The organism is Bradyrhizobium sp. 2TAF36, from assembly GCF_052114925.1.
Classification (GTDB): domain Bacteria; phylum Pseudomonadota; class Alphaproteobacteria; order Rhizobiales; family Xanthobacteraceae; genus Bradyrhizobium; species Bradyrhizobium barranii.
Genome location: NZ_JBFRFR010000023.1, coordinates 1 through 18189 on the forward strand (window position 1 = coordinate 1; position 18189 = coordinate 18189).

Annotated in this window: 19 protein-coding genes; 9 read left to right on the forward strand and 10 right to left on the reverse strand. The window is 63.9% G+C overall.

All coding sequences use genetic code 11. From position 1 onward, the window contains the following. Positions 1-325: 325 nt before the first annotated feature. Positions 326-703 carry a hypothetical protein gene (locus AB4Z51_RS14740; protein ID WP_085399501.1) on the forward strand — a complete coding sequence of 126 codons (378 nt, stop codon included), beginning with the start codon at positions 326-328 and terminating at the stop codon, positions 701-703. Positions 704-1227: 524 nt separating this feature from the next. Here AB4Z51_RS14740 and AB4Z51_RS14745 read toward each other — a convergent pair. The 3 genes from AB4Z51_RS14745 to AB4Z51_RS14755 form a co-directional block, all read right to left on the reverse strand. Next, positions 1228-1434: a DUF2934 domain-containing protein gene (locus tag AB4Z51_RS14745; protein WP_135214115.1), complete on the reverse strand. Its 207-nt coding sequence runs from the start codon at positions 1432-1434 to the stop codon at positions 1228-1230. A 293-nt stretch (positions 1435-1727) separates the two neighbouring features. After that, complete coding sequence (locus tag AB4Z51_RS14750; RefSeq protein ID WP_028147657.1) at positions 1728-1934, reverse strand: hypothetical protein; 207 nt, start codon at positions 1932-1934, stop codon at positions 1728-1730. A 323-nt stretch (positions 1935-2257) separates the two neighbouring features. Further along, on the reverse strand, positions 2258-2692 hold the full coding sequence (locus AB4Z51_RS14755; protein ID WP_244623074.1) for a hypothetical protein: 435 nt from the start codon (positions 2690-2692) through the stop codon (positions 2258-2260). Positions 2693-3170: 478 nt separating this feature from the next. On the opposite strand from AB4Z51_RS14755, the gene AB4Z51_RS14760 reads away from it, so the two are divergent. Beyond that, the gene (locus AB4Z51_RS14760; RefSeq protein ID WP_085399503.1) at positions 3171-4475 is read left to right on the forward strand and encodes a PQQ-dependent sugar dehydrogenase; all 1305 of its coding nucleotides are present in this window, start codon (positions 3171-3173) and stop codon (positions 4473-4475) included. A 3-nt stretch (positions 4476-4478) separates the two neighbouring features. Here the strand turns inward: AB4Z51_RS14760 and AB4Z51_RS14765 are convergent, their stop codons facing one another. Further along, the gene (locus AB4Z51_RS14765) at positions 4479-5303 is read right to left on the reverse strand and encodes an aspartate dehydrogenase (RefSeq protein WP_085399504.1); all 825 of its coding nucleotides are present in this window, start codon (positions 5301-5303) and stop codon (positions 4479-4481) included. 38 nt (positions 5304-5341) lie between these two features. Further along, positions 5342-6259: a LysR family transcriptional regulator gene (locus AB4Z51_RS14770; RefSeq protein ID WP_085399505.1), complete on the reverse strand. Its 918-nt coding sequence runs from the start codon at positions 6257-6259 to the stop codon at positions 5342-5344. Positions 6260-6415: 156 nt separating this feature from the next. On the opposite strand from AB4Z51_RS14770, the gene AB4Z51_RS14775 reads away from it, so the two are divergent. Continuing rightward, positions 6416-7714: an MFS transporter gene (locus tag AB4Z51_RS14775; protein ID WP_085399526.1), complete on the forward strand. Its 1299-nt coding sequence runs from the start codon at positions 6416-6418 to the stop codon at positions 7712-7714. A 21-nt stretch (positions 7715-7735) separates the two neighbouring features. Then, a complete protein-coding gene (locus AB4Z51_RS14780; protein WP_441497593.1) occupies positions 7736-8809 on the forward strand; it encodes a tartrate dehydrogenase in 1074 nt (357 codons plus the stop codon). 55 nt (positions 8810-8864) lie between these two features. Here the strand turns inward: AB4Z51_RS14780 and AB4Z51_RS14785 are convergent, their stop codons facing one another. The 3 genes from AB4Z51_RS14785 to AB4Z51_RS14795 form a co-directional block, all read right to left on the reverse strand. Then, a complete protein-coding gene (locus tag AB4Z51_RS14785) occupies positions 8865-9812 on the reverse strand; it encodes a LysM peptidoglycan-binding domain-containing protein (RefSeq protein WP_085399507.1) in 948 nt (315 codons plus the stop codon). A gap of 585 nt (positions 9813-10397) precedes the next feature. Continuing rightward, positions 10398-10652: a hypothetical protein gene (locus AB4Z51_RS14790; RefSeq protein WP_085399508.1), complete on the reverse strand. Its 255-nt coding sequence runs from the start codon at positions 10650-10652 to the stop codon at positions 10398-10400. 62 nt (positions 10653-10714) lie between these two features. Next, positions 10715-11578 (reverse strand): DUF3313 domain-containing protein, encoded by an 864-nt coding sequence (locus AB4Z51_RS14795; RefSeq protein ID WP_085399509.1) that lies wholly within the window; start codon positions 11576-11578, stop codon positions 10715-10717. 178 nt (positions 11579-11756) lie between these two features. On the opposite strand from AB4Z51_RS14795, the gene AB4Z51_RS14800 reads away from it, so the two are divergent. After that, the gene (locus tag AB4Z51_RS14800; protein ID WP_085399510.1) at positions 11757-12428 is read left to right on the forward strand and encodes a TetR/AcrR family transcriptional regulator; all 672 of its coding nucleotides are present in this window, start codon (positions 11757-11759) and stop codon (positions 12426-12428) included. 9 nt (positions 12429-12437) lie between these two features. Here the strand turns inward: AB4Z51_RS14800 and AB4Z51_RS14805 are convergent, their stop codons facing one another. Beyond that, positions 12438-12917, reverse strand: a complete 480-nt coding sequence (locus AB4Z51_RS14805) for a MarR family winged helix-turn-helix transcriptional regulator (protein ID WP_085399511.1) — start codon at positions 12915-12917, stop codon at positions 12438-12440. 104 nt (positions 12918-13021) lie between these two features. Here AB4Z51_RS14805 and AB4Z51_RS14810 point away from each other — a divergent pair, with 104 nt between their 5' ends. After that, entirely contained in the window at positions 13022-14230 is a 1209-nt protein-coding gene (locus AB4Z51_RS14810) for an ABC transporter substrate-binding protein (protein WP_085399512.1), read from the forward strand. A 16-nt stretch (positions 14231-14246) separates the two neighbouring features. Continuing rightward, on the forward strand, positions 14247-15425 hold the full coding sequence (locus tag AB4Z51_RS14815) for a cytochrome P450 (RefSeq protein WP_085399513.1): 1179 nt from the start codon (positions 14247-14249) through the stop codon (positions 15423-15425). 35 nt (positions 15426-15460) lie between these two features. Here AB4Z51_RS14815 and AB4Z51_RS14820 read toward each other — a convergent pair whose 3' ends face one another. After that, complete coding sequence (locus AB4Z51_RS14820; protein WP_085399514.1) at positions 15461-16189, reverse strand: hypothetical protein; 729 nt, start codon at positions 16187-16189, stop codon at positions 15461-15463. A 288-nt stretch (positions 16190-16477) separates the two neighbouring features. Here AB4Z51_RS14820 and AB4Z51_RS14825 point away from each other — a divergent pair, with 288 nt between their 5' ends. Then, positions 16478-17401, forward strand: coding sequence for an ABC transporter ATP-binding protein (locus AB4Z51_RS14825; protein ID WP_028147643.1), 924 nt, complete (start codon positions 16478-16480; stop codon positions 17399-17401). Further along, complete coding sequence (locus tag AB4Z51_RS14830) at positions 17398-18159, forward strand: ABC transporter permease (protein ID WP_028147642.1); 762 nt, start codon at positions 17398-17400, stop codon at positions 18157-18159. The genes AB4Z51_RS14825 and AB4Z51_RS14830 overlap by 4 nt, the downstream gene beginning before the upstream one ends. The last annotated feature ends 30 nt before the right edge of the window (positions 18160-18189 follow it).

Sequence of the window (18189 nt, forward strand, 5' to 3'; positions counted from 1 at the left end):
TCGATCGCGGACACGACACGCTTGCGAAGATCCAGAGAATAAGGCTTGCCCATCCATGCTGGCCTCCAACCCAGCCAGAATGGTGAATCAGAAACACACCGATTTGGGAATCCCAAATCGATTCAACCTAACCCCATCCCGCTTTAGTGTCGGACTTGCGCTCGATCCAAGCTTTACCATCAGTCGCTTGCTTGTCAGCCAAGCAAGCGACGATACGAAATATCTCGCAGGACGAGAGCGGGTCTGCGAGGGCATGCGCCTAGCCCTAGCCGGGGTGCCAGAGGAGTGATGTCCGTAAACTGACAACGCTACGGAGAAGCCGATTATGCAGTTGTCAAAGGTCGCCGCGTTGGCGCTCATCGCTAGCTGTCCAAGCCTACTGTCTGTATCTCGGGCGGCGGCCGTTTCTGAATGCTCAATCTCAGGCACACTAGCGGATTGGGGCGAGAACTCGACGGCCGACATTGACCTCACGTCCGGAGGAAGTTGCCAATTTCCAATCAAGATACGCGGCACGGTGAGTGGCTCGGACATCTCTCAAAAGCCGTCACACGGCAAGCTGAAAAGGCTCAACCTGTCTACGTTCGAATACAAGGCGAAGGCCAAATATAAGGGTAGCGATACCTTTGCCATCAAAGCGACGGGTCAGGGACCGACAGCTTCTGGCACGTCGGTAATCACTGTGCACGCGACGATCAAATAGCGTTCCTCGCTCGATTGCATGGTGAACGCGGAAGCAACAGCCGCCCGATGTCTCGCGCCAATGGCACCACAATGAAAAGGGACCATCGGAGTAACCGATGGTCCCAAAAGCCTCAAAGGCTCTTCGCTGGCAAAGGCCTTGCCGTGTCTTGCCAAGTTGGGCTGCGAGCAGACTTGGCGGGCTGCTTGCAGGGTTGATGCTCGCTCTACGCTGGCCTTCTGGACCCTGGCCTCCTTGACGCTGGCCTTATGGACGCTGGTCCCGTCGGACACTGGTTGCCATCGGCTCTGGTCACGTCGGCGCTCGTCGCTCTCGGCGCTGGATGGTGCGAGAAACCGACTCGATCAACCAATGCCAATTGAACTGCCGACCCGACGAATAGTCTAGGTGTTGTTGTCTGTTCCTCTCGAAGAAATTTGGGTTAGCGAGGCTGCCAATTCCCGCATCGTTGGATGTCATTTCTAACGACGACCGGCAGCCCGCCGACCGAATTGCGAATGGCGCACGTCCTCGCGCTGGACCCGTCAGCGCGAGTTTTGCTTTTTCGGGGATCGCACCCTTCTGGCGGGTTTTGTCAATGCGATGTCAGCCACAGCAGGGTTTGCGACTGACGCTTCGAGAATTTCGTATTGAGCATGCTTCCAATGGACTTCCGCCTTTCCGTCGGGTTGCCCATCGGCGACCCAGAGGTGGTAGGCGCGCTCGCGAATTGCCTCTTCCAGATTTGGCATGGGATTTTCCTTGCGAATGATCCGCCCGGCCCCAGCCAAAAGACTTGCTCTCGTAGGGTTAATGAAATCTTAACGGGGCAGCGGAAGCCAAGCGTCGCGCGGGTGCCGCTAAAGGGCGGTCGGCGCTCATTGCGAGAGATCTCGGCAGCGCTCGCGGACGCAGGTCGCAACGAACGGTAATCCGCATGCGGCGACCGGCATCAAACTCATGCTTACCGAGGGTCGACGAGGCCGTGCACGGGCCGCCTCTTTGGGGGCTCGTGGCCCGATTGACACCAGCGCAGCGAAACTAGTCAGTCGATTGGCGCGAGCCGTTCGTTCCACCGCGCCGCAAGGTTTTTGATCTGCTCGAAATGCAGGATCGCCGGCTCACCCTCGCGGACGATTGTCGTCCGCTTGCGTTCCTTGGGTGGCAACGTCATCGCGCGCGATACTGCCGCGCGCAGTTTCATCGAGCCGTGATCTGTCAGGGTGACGAGTTCTTCCGGGTCAAGGGCCATGGGTCCACGCCTACGCTACCGGCTGGCCCGCAAGCCAGCACACGCGCCCCGAATGCCCAATTCTCCAGATAGCTCAACATGGTTAATAGTTCGTTATCGTTTGGCTCTGTCATTTGGATTGGCGCGCGGGTCACGCGGCGTCTTGTCCCGCAAGTCAAATGAGCCTCTCAGGCTGCACCAGCCCCTGTTTGGGTCGAACCCAATCCCACCCGATTTCAAATGCTAAAGGAGGTGGCTACCGCCAGGCTCGCAGCAGGGGTAGTTCGCCCGTGCCGCGCCGGTCCGCGCGGTAGCCCCCAGTGAGCCATTGCAGTCGCAATTGATCAGGCTACCGCTGCCAACCTGCCATCGGCATGCGGATTTGCGCAAAGCAGACGCTTGCGAATGGCCTCTTCAACGAGCGCGAGCGCTTCCTTGGCTTGTCGCGCTTCGGCTTCCGCAACTTCGGCGCGAAGCTCTACGGCCGTCAACTTATCCTTCTGAGCTTCAATGCAGCACTGGGCCAGCTCCAGCGCTCGGCAAGCATCTTGCAGCTTACGTTCGGTGGTTACGGTGAGTTCACGCTGTGCCCGCTCGGCGGCCTCCGCTCGCCCTTCGGCCAGCCGCAATCTTTCTATGGCGCTCGTGCAAAGTGATTGGGCACGGGCTTCGGTCTCGCGGGCGTGCTTCTCCATATCGCGGAAGACATCGGCCGCTTGATATACCAGATCGAGAGCTGTTGCTCCCTTGTCTGGTGCCAGCGGTGAGGGAAAGCTCAAGATGCCCTCATCCCCTCCAACTGGCGCTCTGGAACTACGCTGCGCCATGCAGTTCAAGCTCGTCGCGAACACACATACACGGGCAGTATCATGAATAGCTATGGTTAACGGATGGTTAAACAGTTGCATGCCTGGAGATGTCGTAACGGCGCGCGGCGGGCAATGGCACCGAAAATCAGTCAGTTCTTTGGGCGTGCCTAGCGTAGCAGCAGAGGCTCGCGCCGGCGGCTGGACCGGCACATCGGCCGCTGACTTTCCTCTCCATGCAAATTTGGTCGGCTGCCATTCCTCGGGAATAGGCGCTGATCGAGTTCCGTAACGGTTGACCTTTTTGCCGCTACCCAGTTGGATGCGCGCGCAAAAAGGCACGACGACATCCCATCGTGGATCTGGAGAGGTCGACGATAAGGTCTGAGCCCGCGCGGGGCTTTGGGCGATCCGTCGTTGGACTGTGCCGTACGTTCAACAGGGGATTTCCATGACCTTTTCCAGCATCTTCGCGCAGTTCGTCGCGCTGATCGGCGGTGCCGCGCTGCAATGGCGGCGGCTGTCGGGGACCGCGCCCGCGCCGGCCTGGGGCCAGGCGCCGGCGATCCCCGAAGCGAAGCCGCAGGGGGCGCTGCCGACCTTGAAGATGCCGACGGCCAGGGGCTGGAGCGAGGGCCACAAGCCGACGGTCGCCCCCGGGCTCAAGGTCAATGCGTTCGCGGCCGGGCTCGACCATCCGCGCTGGATCGAGGTGCTGCCGAATGGTGACGTGCTGATCGCGGAGGCGACGCAGATCGCGGGCGCGCCGAGGTCGGTGTTTCACTATGCGATGCAGGCGACGATGCGGCGCGCCGCAGCGCTCGGCGTCAGCGCCAACCGCATCACGCTGCTGCGCGACAAGGACGGCGACGGCGTCGCCGAAGTGCGCGGCGCCTTCATGGAGAACCTCAGCCAGCCCTTCGGCATGGCGCTGGTCGGCAACACATTCTATGTCGGCAACACCGACGGCGTGATGGCCTTCCCCTATGTCGCCAATGCCGACCGCATCACCGCACCGGGCAAGCGGCTCACGACGTTCAAGCCGAGCGGCCACTGGACGCGCAGCCTGCTTGCAAGTCCCGACGGCAAGAAGCTCTATGCCGGTGTCGGCTCGCTCAGTAACATCGCCGAGATGGGCATGGAGGTCGAGGAAGGCCGCGCCGCGGTCTATGAGCTCGATCTCGCCGCCGGCACGCATCGCATTTTTGGTGCGGGCCTGCGCAATCCTGTTGGTCTTGCCTGGGAGCCCAATACGAACGTGCTCTGGACCGTCGTCAACGAGCGCGACGGGCTCGGCGACGAGACGCCGCCGGATTATCTCACCTCGGTGCGCGACGGCGGCTTCTACGGCTGGCCCTATTGCTACTGGGGCAAGACGGTCGACGATCGCGTGCCGCAGGATCCCGCGATGGTCGCCAAGGCGCTTCAACCGGACTACGCACTCGGCGGCCACACCGCTTCGCTCGGCCTGTGCTGGATGCCCGCAGGGACCCTGCCCGGCTTCCCCGACGGCATGGTGATCGGCCAGCACGGCTCGTGGAATCGCAGCACTCTCTCGGGCTACAAACTGGTGTTCATCCCGTTCGAGAACGGCAAGCCCTCCGGCCCCGGTCGCGACATCCTGTCGGGCTTCCTGTCCCCGGACGAGAAGGAATCCTACGGCCGTCCGGTTGGCGTCGTGATCGGACCCGACAAGAAGTCGCTGCTGATGGCCGACGACGTCGGCAACGTGATCTGGCGCGTCACGGGCGCGTAGAGGTTACGTCCCGACACAGAGCGTGGCGCGCTGCTTGCGTAGCAGCGCGATCACGGAGAGCGCCGTGATCAGGCCCGTCTTGGGATTCTCCGACGGGATGTTCTCGATCGACATCGAGAAGCGCGCCGAATCCGCCTCGACCTCGATGCGGTGAACGTTGCGCGTCACGGTCGGATCGGCCCAGATCTGCACGGAGGTGCGGTCGGGTCCGACGCCCGCGAGCGACAGCGCGACCGCGACATTGAGATTGGCCGGAAAGCCCTTTGCGGCCTCGCGCGCGGTGCCCTCGAACAGTTTGAGCGGCTCGCGCAGATTGTCGATATCGATGTTGTTGTCGACGATGAAGGGCGCGCCCTTCAGACCGTCGATCGGCTTGCGCGTCACCATCTTCACCGAATGAATGGTGCCGATTGCGGCGGCGTTGACGGCGTCCAGCCCGATCAGCGCGCCGGTCGGCACGATGATGCGGCCGCCATTGGCGCGGGCAAGATCGACGAGATCGAAATTGTCGAGCAGCCCGCCGACGCTGACGACGACCGCGGCCCTGCCGCGCTTCACCGCGGGCTCGACGATCGCGCGCAACTGGCTGCTCGGCGCGCATTCGACCACGATATCCGCGGCGTCACCGAGCTGATCGATCGGCAGCACGGATGGCGCACGACGCAGGCCGCCCAGAAACGCCTGATGCTTGGCGGGATCACGCACGGCGACAGCGGACAGCGTCAGCCCCTCGATACCCTGATCGAGCGCCGACGCGATCTTGGTGCCGATCGAGCCCAGGCCTGCGATGGCAACCCGCAATTCGTTCGAAGCTTTCTGTCCAGTCATCGCATCCCGCCTTCTCGCCAGGCCCATGTCATAGCCGCTCACGCCTCCCGCGCATAGCTGCGCAGGCGCGCCTCCAGCACCGCCAGCATGGCATCGCGGGCCGGGTCGCGCGAACCGCGCAGCCATGCGGCGGCAAGCGGCAGCCGGCCGATGGGGCCGCTCTGCTTCGGCCGCAGCGGCACGAAGCGCACGCCCGTCACCGCCATCCGCGTGGTCCAGCGCGGCACGATCGCAACACCGAGCTTCGTTGCCACCAGATGGATGATGGTCTGCTTCTCGTCGGCGACCTGCACGATGCGCGGCGTCAGCCCGGCCTGCTCGAACAGCTTGATGGTGAGGTCATGGCTGTGCGGCCGCGAGCGGCGGTCCGGCACCAGCATCGCCTCGTCGGCGATCTGCGCCAGCGTGATCGACTTGCGCTCGGCGAGCGGGTGGCGCTGCGGAAACGCGACGATCGCGGTCTCCTGGAGCAGATCGCGGAATTCGAGCCGCTTGTCCGCACTGTCGGGCGGGCGGACGAAGGCGAGATCGAGCGCACCGGTCAAAATCTTCGGCAGCAGCCGGACGGTCTTGTCTTCGAGCAGCTGCACCGCGATCTCGGGATGCTTGTCGCGGAAATCGCGCAAGAGCGGCGGCAGCAATCCCGCCGCCGCGCTGTCGATGGCGCCGACCCGCAGCCGCCGCGCGGCGCCCGCGCGCGAGCGGTTGCGCAGATTATTCTCGACCGCCTCGACCTTGGCGAGGATGGCGCGGGCATCGCGCAGCAGCGTCGAACCGTCTTCCGTCAGCGACACCGCGCGCGTGGTCCGTGCGAACAGCCGCGTTCCCAGATCTTCTTCCAGCAGCCTGATCTGCCGGCCGAGCGCGGAGGGCAGCATCTGGAGCTGCTGCGCCGCATGGCCGAAATGCAGCTGCTCGGCCGCCGCCACGAAGCATCGCAACTGATGCAATTCCATCCAAGGTCCTCTCGTCTCGCCAGGCGAGGATTATATCATTTTTTTGTATAAACCAGCGCCAATTGAGTATGCTTCCTTCCCCCGCCTAGGCTCGTTGCCGGCGTGGACCTCAGGGTCCGCCGATACAACAACAAGCCGGAACTCGAGGAGGCCAGGGTGGCGAGCGAGATTCAGACGCGCGTGCTGCGCAAGATCACTTGGCGCATCGTTCCCTTCATCATGCTGCTGTACTTCGTGGCCTTCATCGACCGCGTCAATATCGGCTTTGCCTCGCTGACGATGAACAAGGACATCGGCCTGTCGCCCACCGTCTACGGTTTCGGCGCCGGCATCTTCTTCTGGGGCTATTTCCTGTTCGAGGTGCCCTCCAACATCATCCTGCACAAGGTCGGCGCGCGGATCTGGATCGCGCGGGTGATGATCACCTGGGGCCTCGTGTCGGCCGCGATGGCGTTCGTGCAGGGCCCGACCAGCTTCTATGTGCTGCGCTTCCTGCTCGGCGTCGCCGAAGCCGGCTTCTTCCCCGGCATCATCCTCTATCTCTCCTACTGGTTCCCGGCGCGCCAGCGCGCCGCGGTGACCGCGCTGTTCATGGCGGCGGCGCCGCTGTCGACCGTACTCGGATCGCCCGTCTCCGGCGCGCTGCTGGAAATGGATGGCCTGTTCGGCTTCAAGGGCTGGCAATGGCTGTTCGTGCTGGAGGCACTGCCGGCCGTGCTGCTTGGCTTCGTTGTGCTGGCATTCCTCACCGACCGCCCGGAAAAGGCAAAATGGCTCGCGGACGACGAGCGGCGATGGCTGGTCGACGTCATGAATGCGGAAACCACGAGCAAGGCCGCGACCGCGAGCCACAGCATCTGGCGCGGGCTCGCCGATCCGCGCGTGCTGGCGCTCGCGCTCATCTATTTCGGCACCTCGGCAGGCCTCTACACGCTCGGCGTCTGGGCGCCGCAGATCATCAAGCAGTTCGGCCTGTCCACGCTCCAGGTCGGCTTCCTCAATGCACTGCCGGCAACCGCCGCCGTCGTCGCCATGGTGCTGTGGGCGCGGCATTCGGACCGCACCGGCGAGCGCACCTGGCACGTCGTGCTCGCCTGCCTGCTCGCGGCCGTGGGGCTCGCCTATGCCGGCCTTGCGACCGGCGTCGTCGCTGTGCTGGTCGCGCTGACGCTGGTGAACATCGGCATCTCTTCGGCCAAGCCGCCACTGTGGAGCATGCCGACGCTGTTCCTGTCCGGCCCCGCGGCCGCGGCCGGGATCGCCACCATCAACTCGATCGGCAATCTCGGCGGCTTCGTTGGTCCGGCCATGATCGGCTGGATCAAGGACCAGACCGGCAGTTTTGTCGGCGGACTCTATTTCGTCAGCGGCCTGCTCGTTCTCTCGGCGGTCCTGACCCTGCTATTGTCGCGCGCGCAGACCGCGCCCGTCGAACCCGTCCCGCAATCCCACTGACATCTCAAACGGAGCATCTTCATGCGCACTCATTCGATCGCAGCAATTCCGGCCGACGGCATCGGCCCCGAGGTCATCTCGGCCGGCGTCCGCGTGCTGGAGGCTCTGGCAAAACGCAGCGGCGACCTCGCCTTCAACGTCAAGACGTTCGACTGGGGCTCGGACTATTACAAGAAGCACGGCGTGATGATGCCGGCCGACGGGCTCACCGAATTGAAGAAGTTCGACGCGATCTATTTCGGCGCAGTCGGTGCGCCCGACGTGCCCGATCACATCACGCTGTGGGGCCTGCGCCTGCCGATCTGCCAGGGCTTTGATCAATACGCCAATGTGCGGCCGACCAAGATCCTGCCCGGCGTCGCCTCGCCGTTGCGCAATGTCGGCATTGGCGATCTCGACTGGGTGATCGTGCGCGAGAACTCGGAAGGCGAATATGCCGGCATGGGCGGCCGTGCCCACAAGGGCCTGCCGGAAGAGGTCGGCACCGAGGTCGCGGTGTTCACCCGCGTCGGCGTCACCCGCATCATGCGCTACGCCTTCCAGCTCGCGCAGTCGCGGCCGCGCAAATTCCTGACCGTGGTGACCAAGTCGAACGCGCAGCGCCATGGCATGGTGATGTGGGACGAGATCGCAGCCGAAGTCGCGACCGAATTCCCCGATGTGACCTGGGACAAGATGCTGGTCGACGCCATGACGGTGCGCATGACGCTGCATCCGAAGAGCCTCGACACGATCGTTGCGACCAACCTCCACGCCGACATCCTCTCCGATCTTGCCGGCGCACTCGCCGGCAGCCTCGGCGTCGCGCCGACCGGCAACATCGACCCGCAGCGCCGCTTCCCCTCGATGTTCGAGCCGATCCACGGCTCTGCGTTCGACATCACCGGCAAGGGCATCGCCAACCCGGTCGCGACCTTCTGGACCGGTGCCCAGATGCTGGAGCATCTCGGCGAGAAGGACGCGGCAATACGGCTGATGTCGGTGGTCGAGCGCGTCTGCGCGGCCGGCGTGCTGACGCCCGATGTCGGCGGCAAGGCGACGACGAAGGAAGTCACGGACGCCGTTATCGACGCGATCCACGGGACGAACGTGTAATCGCTACCCGACGTCATGGCCGGGCTTGTCCCGGCCATGACGAGTTGTGGATCAACTACTTCCGCCCTTGCGGCGGAGGCGCCGGCGCCGCCATCGCGGCCACAGGCTCGGGCGGCGTCAGATGGCGCGGGACGATGATGGACTGGCCGGGGGTGAGGGTCGCGTTCTCCGCCAGCGAATTGCTCTGCGCCAGCGTCCACAGCGGCACGCGGCGGGCGGCGGCGATGCTCTCCATGGTGTCGCCCGCGCGCACCGGCACCCGCACGCCGCTGTCCCACAATTCCACCGGCGTGTTCGGCGGCACGAGATAGCGCAACGGTACCGCATCGGCCTGGCTCTGCGCGGGGATGCGTGGCAGCTGCGTCACCATCTCGATGATCTGGCGATGGATGTCGTCCGACTTCTCGATGTTGATGTGCGAGACGCGGCTGTTCTCCTTGAGGTCGTAGCTCGCGTAATGGCCCCGATAGCCGGGCACGGCCACGACGTCGCCGCCGCCGAGCACGCTGTCGGAGAGGAAGATGTTGATGAAGCGCTCGACATTGAGCGGCACGTCGCCGGTCGCATGCGCGGAATCGATGGCGATGACGAGGCTGATCCGGATGTTCTCCTTGGCCGCCATCTCGGAGATCACGACCGAGCACAGCCCGCCCATGGAGTGGCCGATCAGCACGATCGGCGCCGGGCTCTCCTTGTAGCTGGAGATGACACGATCGCCGATCCATCGGCAGATGGTGAATTCATAGACGTCGGCCGAGAAGCCGGCCTTCGTCAGCTTTTCGCTGAGCCGGTCCATGCCGGTCGAGAAGATCGGCCCCATGGCGCCGCGGAACAGGTAGATCTTTGGCGGCGGCAGCGGCTCGACCGGCGGAGCGGGAGGCGGCGGCGCAGCGGTCGTGACCGCGGGGCGCTTCGGCTTCGCAGGTGAGGCAGCGGCCATGCCGGTGCCTAGGGCGAGCAGCGCAACCGCTGCCAGCACGACTAGCCGCCTCAAATCGATCATCCGTCCAGCAGTCCCACCATGGGAGGCAAAGGCCTCCTCCGCGGGCTTAGTGACCACCGATTGGGTGGATTTTGGGGCACGGAACCGGGCCCGTGACGCCCGTCGGTCGAGGTTCTCATCCTGCCCCTTACATCCCCGGCATCAATTGAAGGGAATCCATGGCTGGGCTTCGCAGGTATCAAGGATCACCGAGCTCTGGACTCCCTTGTAGGCGTCATCGTCGAAAAAGACCGAATAGGCGGGGTGTCTGTCAGACGGACCAGCGCCCTGCCTCAGGCAGACGAAATACGCCCCCGGCCCGTGGTCAGTAGGGCGGACGGCGGATGTCTCGAGTCCCCCGGTCAGCTTGACTTCGGCGGCTGCCTTCCTGACGCCCTCCTGCACCGCCTTGGCACCAGGCGGACGCGGAGGATGATAGACAGGAGGCAAATTCCCGCTCGACGCGCATCCCGCCAGCAGCAGCGTCAAGATGGCGGACAAGGCCGCCAGAGAACTGCGGCGGCCGAAGACGGACCTTCGCTGGCCGCACGCCAACTCATATCGTGAATGCATCGCTTGTCCCCAGTGCCGCGCTCGCTGCGCGCCTCATCCCTGGGTCAGGACGAGATAGAGGCAGCCGGCGACCGTGGGCAGGAACGCGACCAGGGCCGTCATCCAGAAGCCGGGCTCGAGCATCGAGTCCTGGTCATCCCTCTCGTCGACTGCACGCCGATCTGCATTCGTCCGGCTCCACGCCTCATCGGCCGTGAACAGGGGAACGCTGCTCGCGCGCGCATCGTCGCGTGCTGCGCTTTGGCGCAAAGCGCGTTGGGAAAGGCGAGTTATTCCGGATGTCAGCATGTCATTGACTCTGATCGGCTACCAATATGTCGGGCTCGGATGTTGCGGGGCGCGCGGCCGCATCACTGTGTCAGCGCCTGATCTGAATTCGCTCCGGGCACAGGCGGCGGGGCCGGATTGTTGGCCGGGCTCTCCTTGGCGCCGGAATCGGTCCAGGCCGGCGGCAGGCCGAGCCCCTGCCCCGCGATGCCGGTGATGCCGGGAAACCGTCCGAACGCTTCGCAGGCGACGTATTTGGGTGCACCGCCGAGGCGCACGGGAATGCTGTCCATCGGCGGCAGCGCAGGGATGCCGCCGAACGGCGATTCTCCGGTCGTAACCAGTTTTGCGAAGTCCGTGCCGAAATCGGCGGCGAGATCGTAGGCATCGCCCTCATTGGCGACCCGCGGAGAGTTGGTAATCGAGTTGGCGCCGCGCGCCCAGACCATGGCCGCCTTCTGAAATCCTGCAAAATCGCGCGCCTCCGCCTCGACCGACAGGCTGCCGAGCCCGACCGGAAGCCTCGGCACCGGTACAGGCACGCCGGGCAGCGCAACGGTCTTGGCAATCGACAGGGCCTTCGATGCGCCGGAGGCGGTCGGGCTGGTCGGCGCGGCATGTGTCACGGTCGCCTGCACCGTGAGATCGGCATCGTCATCGGATGAGACGATACGGAAGCGCTCGCTCAAGCGGAGACACAGCTCGCGGCTGATGGCGTTCGCAACCAGGCGACGTTCCTTTTCGTTCAAGACGACATCCGTGCGCGCGGGAAAGACGGTCGATGCGATCCGGATCGTCTTCGCCGCCAGGACATCCTGCTTGTTCACGCGGATTTTCGATCGCGTCACCAGCCCGTTCGCTTCCGACATCCGGTCGTAGCTCCTGAGCGAGCCGGCCTGTTCGAGCGGCGCGGTCGCACACCCTCCGAGCGCAAGCGCGGCACCCATCAGGGCCGTCCGTGGAAAGCGCATGGTCCCATTCCCGCATCGGCAGTTTATTAGAGAGATCGCTCTAATAATCACTTCTCACGCCTCGCAACATCCGTCAACATAAATAGATGGAACTCTCTAATTTTGATTTTCTCGTGGCGAACCGTCGTGCTAAACGGGGCGAGTGTGAGTGGAGATGTCCGGTTTGAGGAAAGTCGACCCCGTTAAGCATGAGCAGAAGCGCGGGGAAATCCTCGGCGCGGCGATCCGCTGCTTCATCCGGGACGGCTTCCGCGGCGCCAGCACGACAGATATCTGTACCGAAGCCGGCATCAGTCCGGGCCACCTCTATCACTACTTCGCGAGCAAGGAGGCGATCATCGAGGCGATGATCGACCTCGGTCTCGCGCGGTCGGCCGAGCGGTTTGAAAAGATTCTCGCGGCCACCGACGTGATCGAGGCACTGCTCGTCGATATCGAGGAAACCAGCCTGCGGTTTCGTCCCGCCCAGATCCTCAATCTGGATGGTCTCGCGGAGGCCGCCCGCAATCCTGAATTCGCTGCGATCATCGAACGCCACACCGCGGCGGTCCGCCGCATGTGGAGCGACTTCCTGCGCCGCGCGCAGCAGCAGGGACGGGTGGATCCTGGGTTAGATCCGGACGCGACGGCAAACATCCTGATCGCCCTCGTCGACGGATCCCGCGCCATGCCGATCCGCAATCCGAAGCTGGATATCAAGCAGAGCGTAGAGCATCTGAGAACGATGCTCGCGCGCTTCCTGAACCCGCCCGACGCACAGAGCGCTGCGATCAAGCCCCGCATTCAGAAGACCGGTCGTCCCCTGAAGCTGGTCAGGAAGCGATAGAGCCCGACCCTAGAGCGGCAGGAGCCGGTTCAGCAATTCCAGCAGCGTGCGCTGCTCGGCCGCGCTGAGCGGGACCAGCATCTTTTCGTTATAGGGCTCTGTCAGCCTTGCCCCCTCGGCAATGAGCTTTGCGCCCTTCGGCGTCAGCATCAGCTCGACGGCGCGACGATCCGCCTTCGAGCGGTTGCGCTTGATGAAGCCGGACGATTCGAGCTCGTTCAGGATCTTGATCAGGTTCGGCAGGCGCAGCCGAAGCAGGCTGGCGAGGCTGCTCGGCGGCACGCCGGGATTGTCACGAATGACGGCGAAGATCGCATAGGTCGCCGGCGTCAGGCCCAACGCGGCGAACTCCTCGTAAAAGCCTTCGAAAAACTTCAACTGCGCGAGGCGCAGCATGAAGCCGGGCGTCCGCCGGAGCGCGCGCAGGTCCAGCGATTTCTCCGGCTGCTGATCGGACTTCAACCCGGGTCTTACGGTTTTCGAACTCATGATCCTCAATCCGCGGCGGCCAAAGCCGAATTGACACTCTCAAAAATAGCTATAAAATATAACTATTATTTAGCGGCACCAAGACCGCGCATGGGAGGGACACAATGAACAGCAAATTCCTGCACAAATTGTGCATTTTGGCCTCGATGCTGGTTGCCGCGCCGGGCTTTGCCCAGGATGCCGTGAAGATCGGCATCCTGAACGACCAATCCGGTCCGTTCGCGAGCTATCAGGGGATCGGCTCGGTCGTCGCCGCAAAAATGGCGGTCGAGGATTATGGCGGCAAGGCCGCCGGCAAGCCTGTCGAGGTCGTCGCGGCCGACCATCAGAACAAGACCGACATCGGGATCGGCATCGCCAGACGCTGGTACGAGAATGACGGCGTCGACGCGATCTTCGACATCCCCAACTCGTCGATCGCGCTCGCTGTCGCCGGCATGAGCGCCGAGAAGAACAAGGTCTTCGTCGGATCGGGCGCTGGCACGGTTCTGTTGACCGGCGAAAAATGCACGCCCAACACCGTGCACTGGACCTACGACACCTATGCCTACGGGCGCGGCCTCGGCAAGGCGATCGTGCAGCAGGGCGGCAAGAAGTGGTTCTTCATCACCGCCGACTACGCGTTCGGTCACGATCTGGAGAAGCAGGCCGCGGAGGCCGTGAAAGCGTCCGGCGGCGAGGTGCTCGGCAGCGTGCGGCATCCGCTGGGAACGGCTGACTACGCCTCCTTCCTGCTCCAGGCCCAGGCTTCGGGCGCGAACGTCGTCGGCTTCGCCAATGCCGGCGACGATACCATCACCTCGATGAAGCAGGCCGCCGAGTTCGGGCTGACCAAGGACCACAAGCTGGTCGGATTGATCCTGGGGATGAACGGCCTTCCCTCACTCGGACTGAAGTTTGCGCAGAGCGCGCAGATCATGAACCCGTTCTACTGGGATCTGAACGACGGCACGCGGGCTTTCGCCAAACGCTTCGCCGAGCGCATTCCCTCGAAGGCTTATCCCAACGACATGCAGGCCGGCGTCTATGCCTCGGTCATTCACTACCTCAAGGCGGTCGACAAGGTCGGCGGCGCCAAGGACGGCAAGGCCGTCGTCACCGCGATGAAGGAGATGCCGACGGACGATCCGCTGTTCGGCAAGGGCTACATCCGCAAGGACGGACGCAAGATCCACCCGCTCTATTTGCTCCAGGTCAAGGCGCCCGAGGAGTCGAATTCGGCCTGGGACCTGCTGAAGGTCGTCGCCACGATCAAGGGCGAGGACGCATTCCGCGCGGAGAGCGAAGGCAAGTGTCCGCTGACCACGCAATAACGGCCGGGAGCTGACCATGAGCGGCATTGCATCCAGTCCGATCGACCCGTTCGCGCCTGACTTCCTGATGGACCCCTATCCCGCCTATGAAGCGCTGCGCGCGCTCGGGCCTGCGTTCGCGCTGGAGCGGTATGGCGTGTGGGCCATGGCAGGCTATGCCGAAGTCGAGCCGGCCCTGAAGGACTGGAAGACGTTCATCAGCGGCGAGGGTGTCGGGCTTCACGGGATGAATCCTGCCCTGCCGAAACCGCTGACACTCCAGATCGATCCTCCCGATCATGACAAGGGCCGCCGCGTCCTCGGCCGCACCCTGTCACCGGGCGTCGCAAGGAAGCTGCGCGAGACGTTTCAGCTAGAAGCGGAGAAGAAGGTCTCGGAGCTGATCGACAAGGGCACCTTCGATGCCGTGGCCGATCTTGCGGAGGCCTATCCCATGAAAGTGTTTCCGGATGCGATCGGCATCCGGCCTGACGGCCGCGAGAAGCTGCTGGCCTGGAGCACGTTCGTGTTCGACAGCTTTGGCCCGGAGAACGTAATGCTGGCCGCATCGCGCAAGGCGGGCCTCGCCGCTCAGAGCTGGATCATGGAATGCTGCGCCCGGGACGCGTTGCAGCCCGACGGGCTGGGCATGATGATCTACCAGGCGGCCGACGACGGCGAGATCACCGAGCACGAAGCAACGCACCTGGTGCGGCCGTTCCTCACCGCCGGGATCGACACCACCGTCAATGGCATCGGGAATACCCTGCTGGCACTCGCCACGCATCCGGATGAATATCGCAAGCTGCACCACAAGCCGGAACTGGCGCGCAACGCCTTCGAGGAGGGGTTACGCTACGACTCACCGGTGCAGACGTTCTTTCGCACCACCTCGCGCGACGTCGAGATCGGCGACGGCGTGATCCCCGCGCACCGCAAGGTGCTGCTGTTCATGGCCTCCGCCAACCGCGATCCGGCGCGCTGGGACAAACCCGACCGCTTCGATGTCGAACGGAGTGCGACCGGACATGTCGGCTTCGGCGCCGGCATTCACGCCTGTGTCGGCCAGATGATTGCACGTCTGGAAGGCGAATTGATCTTCGGCGAGCTTGCAAGGCGCGTGAAGACCATCGAGCTCACGGCAGAGCCGAAACGCAGGCTCAACAATTCCCTGCGCGGACTGGAGAGCATCCCGGTCCGCGTGACCGCCGCTTAGGCGGCATCACGCGGTGCTGCGGGCGCGACGCGCCCTCAGTTCCTGGCCGGCGCCGTTGCCGCCGCGGAGCGTGCCTGCCGCGGGGCCCTGGGTGCGCCGGGTTCGGCGACCGGACCTGCCGGGGCGCGCGAGCGCAAGATGGCGGCGTCGATCTCGCCGATGACGCGGCGCTGGATCGCCTCGTTCTTGTCGATCGAGATGTGGCCGACGCCGGTGCCGCGGACGTCGACATTGTCGAGCTTGCCGCGGAGACCAGCCGCAGCGCGCACAGGCTCGCCGGGACCGTCGCCGATATAGATGTTGATGTAGCGTTCGGCGCCGGTCGACAGCCTGGTCTTGAATACGGAATCGAGGCCGATCGCTAGCTTCACGGGCACGCCGAGCTGGTTGAGCTTGGCGATCATGTCGGGCAGCGCGGTCGCGCCGGAGGAATGGCCGACCAGGACAATGGTCTTGACCCGACCGGCCCTGTAGTTGGCCGCGGCCTCATCAGCGAGCGAGGACCAGGACACGAAGTTCGCGACGGTCACCTGGACGCCCTGCGCCTGGAGGCGGGAGCCGATCGTATCGAGCCCGAGCGAGAAGATGTTGAGCACGCCGCGGAGCAGGTAGACATGGGTGGTCGCGGCCGCGGACTGGCTCGGCGCCGCCCTGGCGGTGGACGGGCTAATGGCAACAGCTGACAGCAGGAGCAGGCAGATCGCCCACACACGGAGGGCGGGCAACTGGCTGGCGCCGGCGGTGTGACGGCCGTTCGGTCTCATCTCGATGTTTTCCCTGGGGACGATACGCTTTGCGATTGGCCGGAATCGTAGCCACGGCCTGCTCGCAGACGCAACAAAGAGGCGCGTGAGCGGCAATCTTAGCCACAAGCCGTGACCCTCGCGCAACACTTGCCCGGAACCTGCCACCGAAGGGACTGTTTTGAGACCATTTTTCTCCGGCCAATTGCGGCCGGGCAAGTGCATTCCTATTTCAGGGCTCCGCTGACCTCCTCCCGGACGGTTCCAGCCTCCCCTCCCCAGTCTTTACCTTTCAGCCCTGCGGCCATCATGTCCTCCATCATTTCCGTCGCCAATTTGTCGAAGACCTATGGGTCCGGCTTCAAGGCGCTCAAGAACGTCAATCTCGACATCAAGCGCGGCGAGATTTTCGCGCTGCTCGGCCCCAACGGCGCCGGCAAGACCACGCTGATCTCGATCATCTGCGGCATCGCCAACCCAAGCGAAGGCACGGTCCTCGTCGGCGGCGAGAACATCCAGACCTCGTACCGCAAGGCCCGCTCGCTGATCGGCCTCGTGCCCCAGGAATTGCACACCGACGCCTTCGAGAGCGTGTGGGCGACGGTGAGCTTCTCCCGCGGCCTGTTCGGCAAGCCGAAGAACCCCGCCCATATCGAGAAGGTGCTGAAGGACCTCTCGCTCTGGGACAAGAAGGACAACAAGATCATCACGCTCTCCGGCGGCATGAAGCGCCGCGTGATGATCGCGAAGGCGCTGTCGCACGAGCCGCAGATCCTGTTCCTGGACGAGCCGACCGCCGGCGTCGACGTCGAGCTGCGCAAGGGCATGTGGGAGGTGGTGCGCACCCTGCAGCAATCCGGCGTCACCATCATCCTGACCACGCATTACATCGAGGAAGCCGAGGAGATGGCCGACCGCATCGGCGTCATCAACAAGGGCGAGATCGTGCTGGTCGAGGACAAGGCGACGTTGATGGAGAAGCTCGGCAAGAAGCGGTTGACGCTGCATCTGCAGGGCAAGGTCACGACGCTGCCGGACAGCCTCAGCCATTACGAACTCGACGTCTGCGACGGCGGCGCGACGCTCGTCTACGACTACGACACCAAGGGCGAGCGCACCGGCATCACCAGCCTGCTCAGCGACCTCCGCAACGCCGGCATCCGCTTCAACGATCTCGACACGACGCAATCGTCGCTCGAGGACATCTTCGTCGACCTCGTGAGGACGTCATGAATCATCGCGCCATCCGCGCCATCTATCTGTTCGAAATGGCGCGCACCTGGCGTACGCTGCTGCAAAGCATCGTCTCGCCTGTCGTCTCGACCTCGCTCTATTTCGTGGTGTTCGGTGCCGCGATCGGCTCGCGCATCAGCCAGGTCGAGGGCGTCAGCTACGGCACCTTCATCGTGCCGGGCCTGATCATGCTCTCGGTGCTGACACAGAGCATCGCCAACGCTTCCTTCGGCATCTACTTTCCGAAATTCACCGGCACGATCTACGAAATCCTGTCAGCGCCAATTTCCTATGGCGAGATCGTGCTCGGCTATGTCGGCGCCGCCGCGACGAAGTCGATCATTCTCGGCCTGATCATTCTCGCCACTGCCGGCCTGTTCGTGCCGCTGCACATCCATCATCCGGTCTGGATGCTGACCTTCCTGGTGCTGACGGCAGTGACGTTCAGCCTGTTCGGCTTCATCATCGGCATCTGGGCCGACGGCTTCGAAAAGCTCCAGATGATCCCGATGCTGGTGGTGACGCCGCTGACCTTCCTCGGCGGCAGCTTCTATTCCATCGACATGCTGCCGGCAGGCTGGCGCACCGTGGCGCTGCTGAACCCGGTCGTCTATCTGATCTCGGGCTTCCGCTGGAGCTTCTACGAGATTGCGGATGTCAGCGTGTCCGTCAGCATCTGCATGACGACGGCGTTCCTGGTGATCTGCCTCGCCGTGATCTGGTGGATTTTCCGCACGGGCTACCGGCTGAAGAACTGACCGCAGATCCGTAGCCCGGATGGAGCGCAG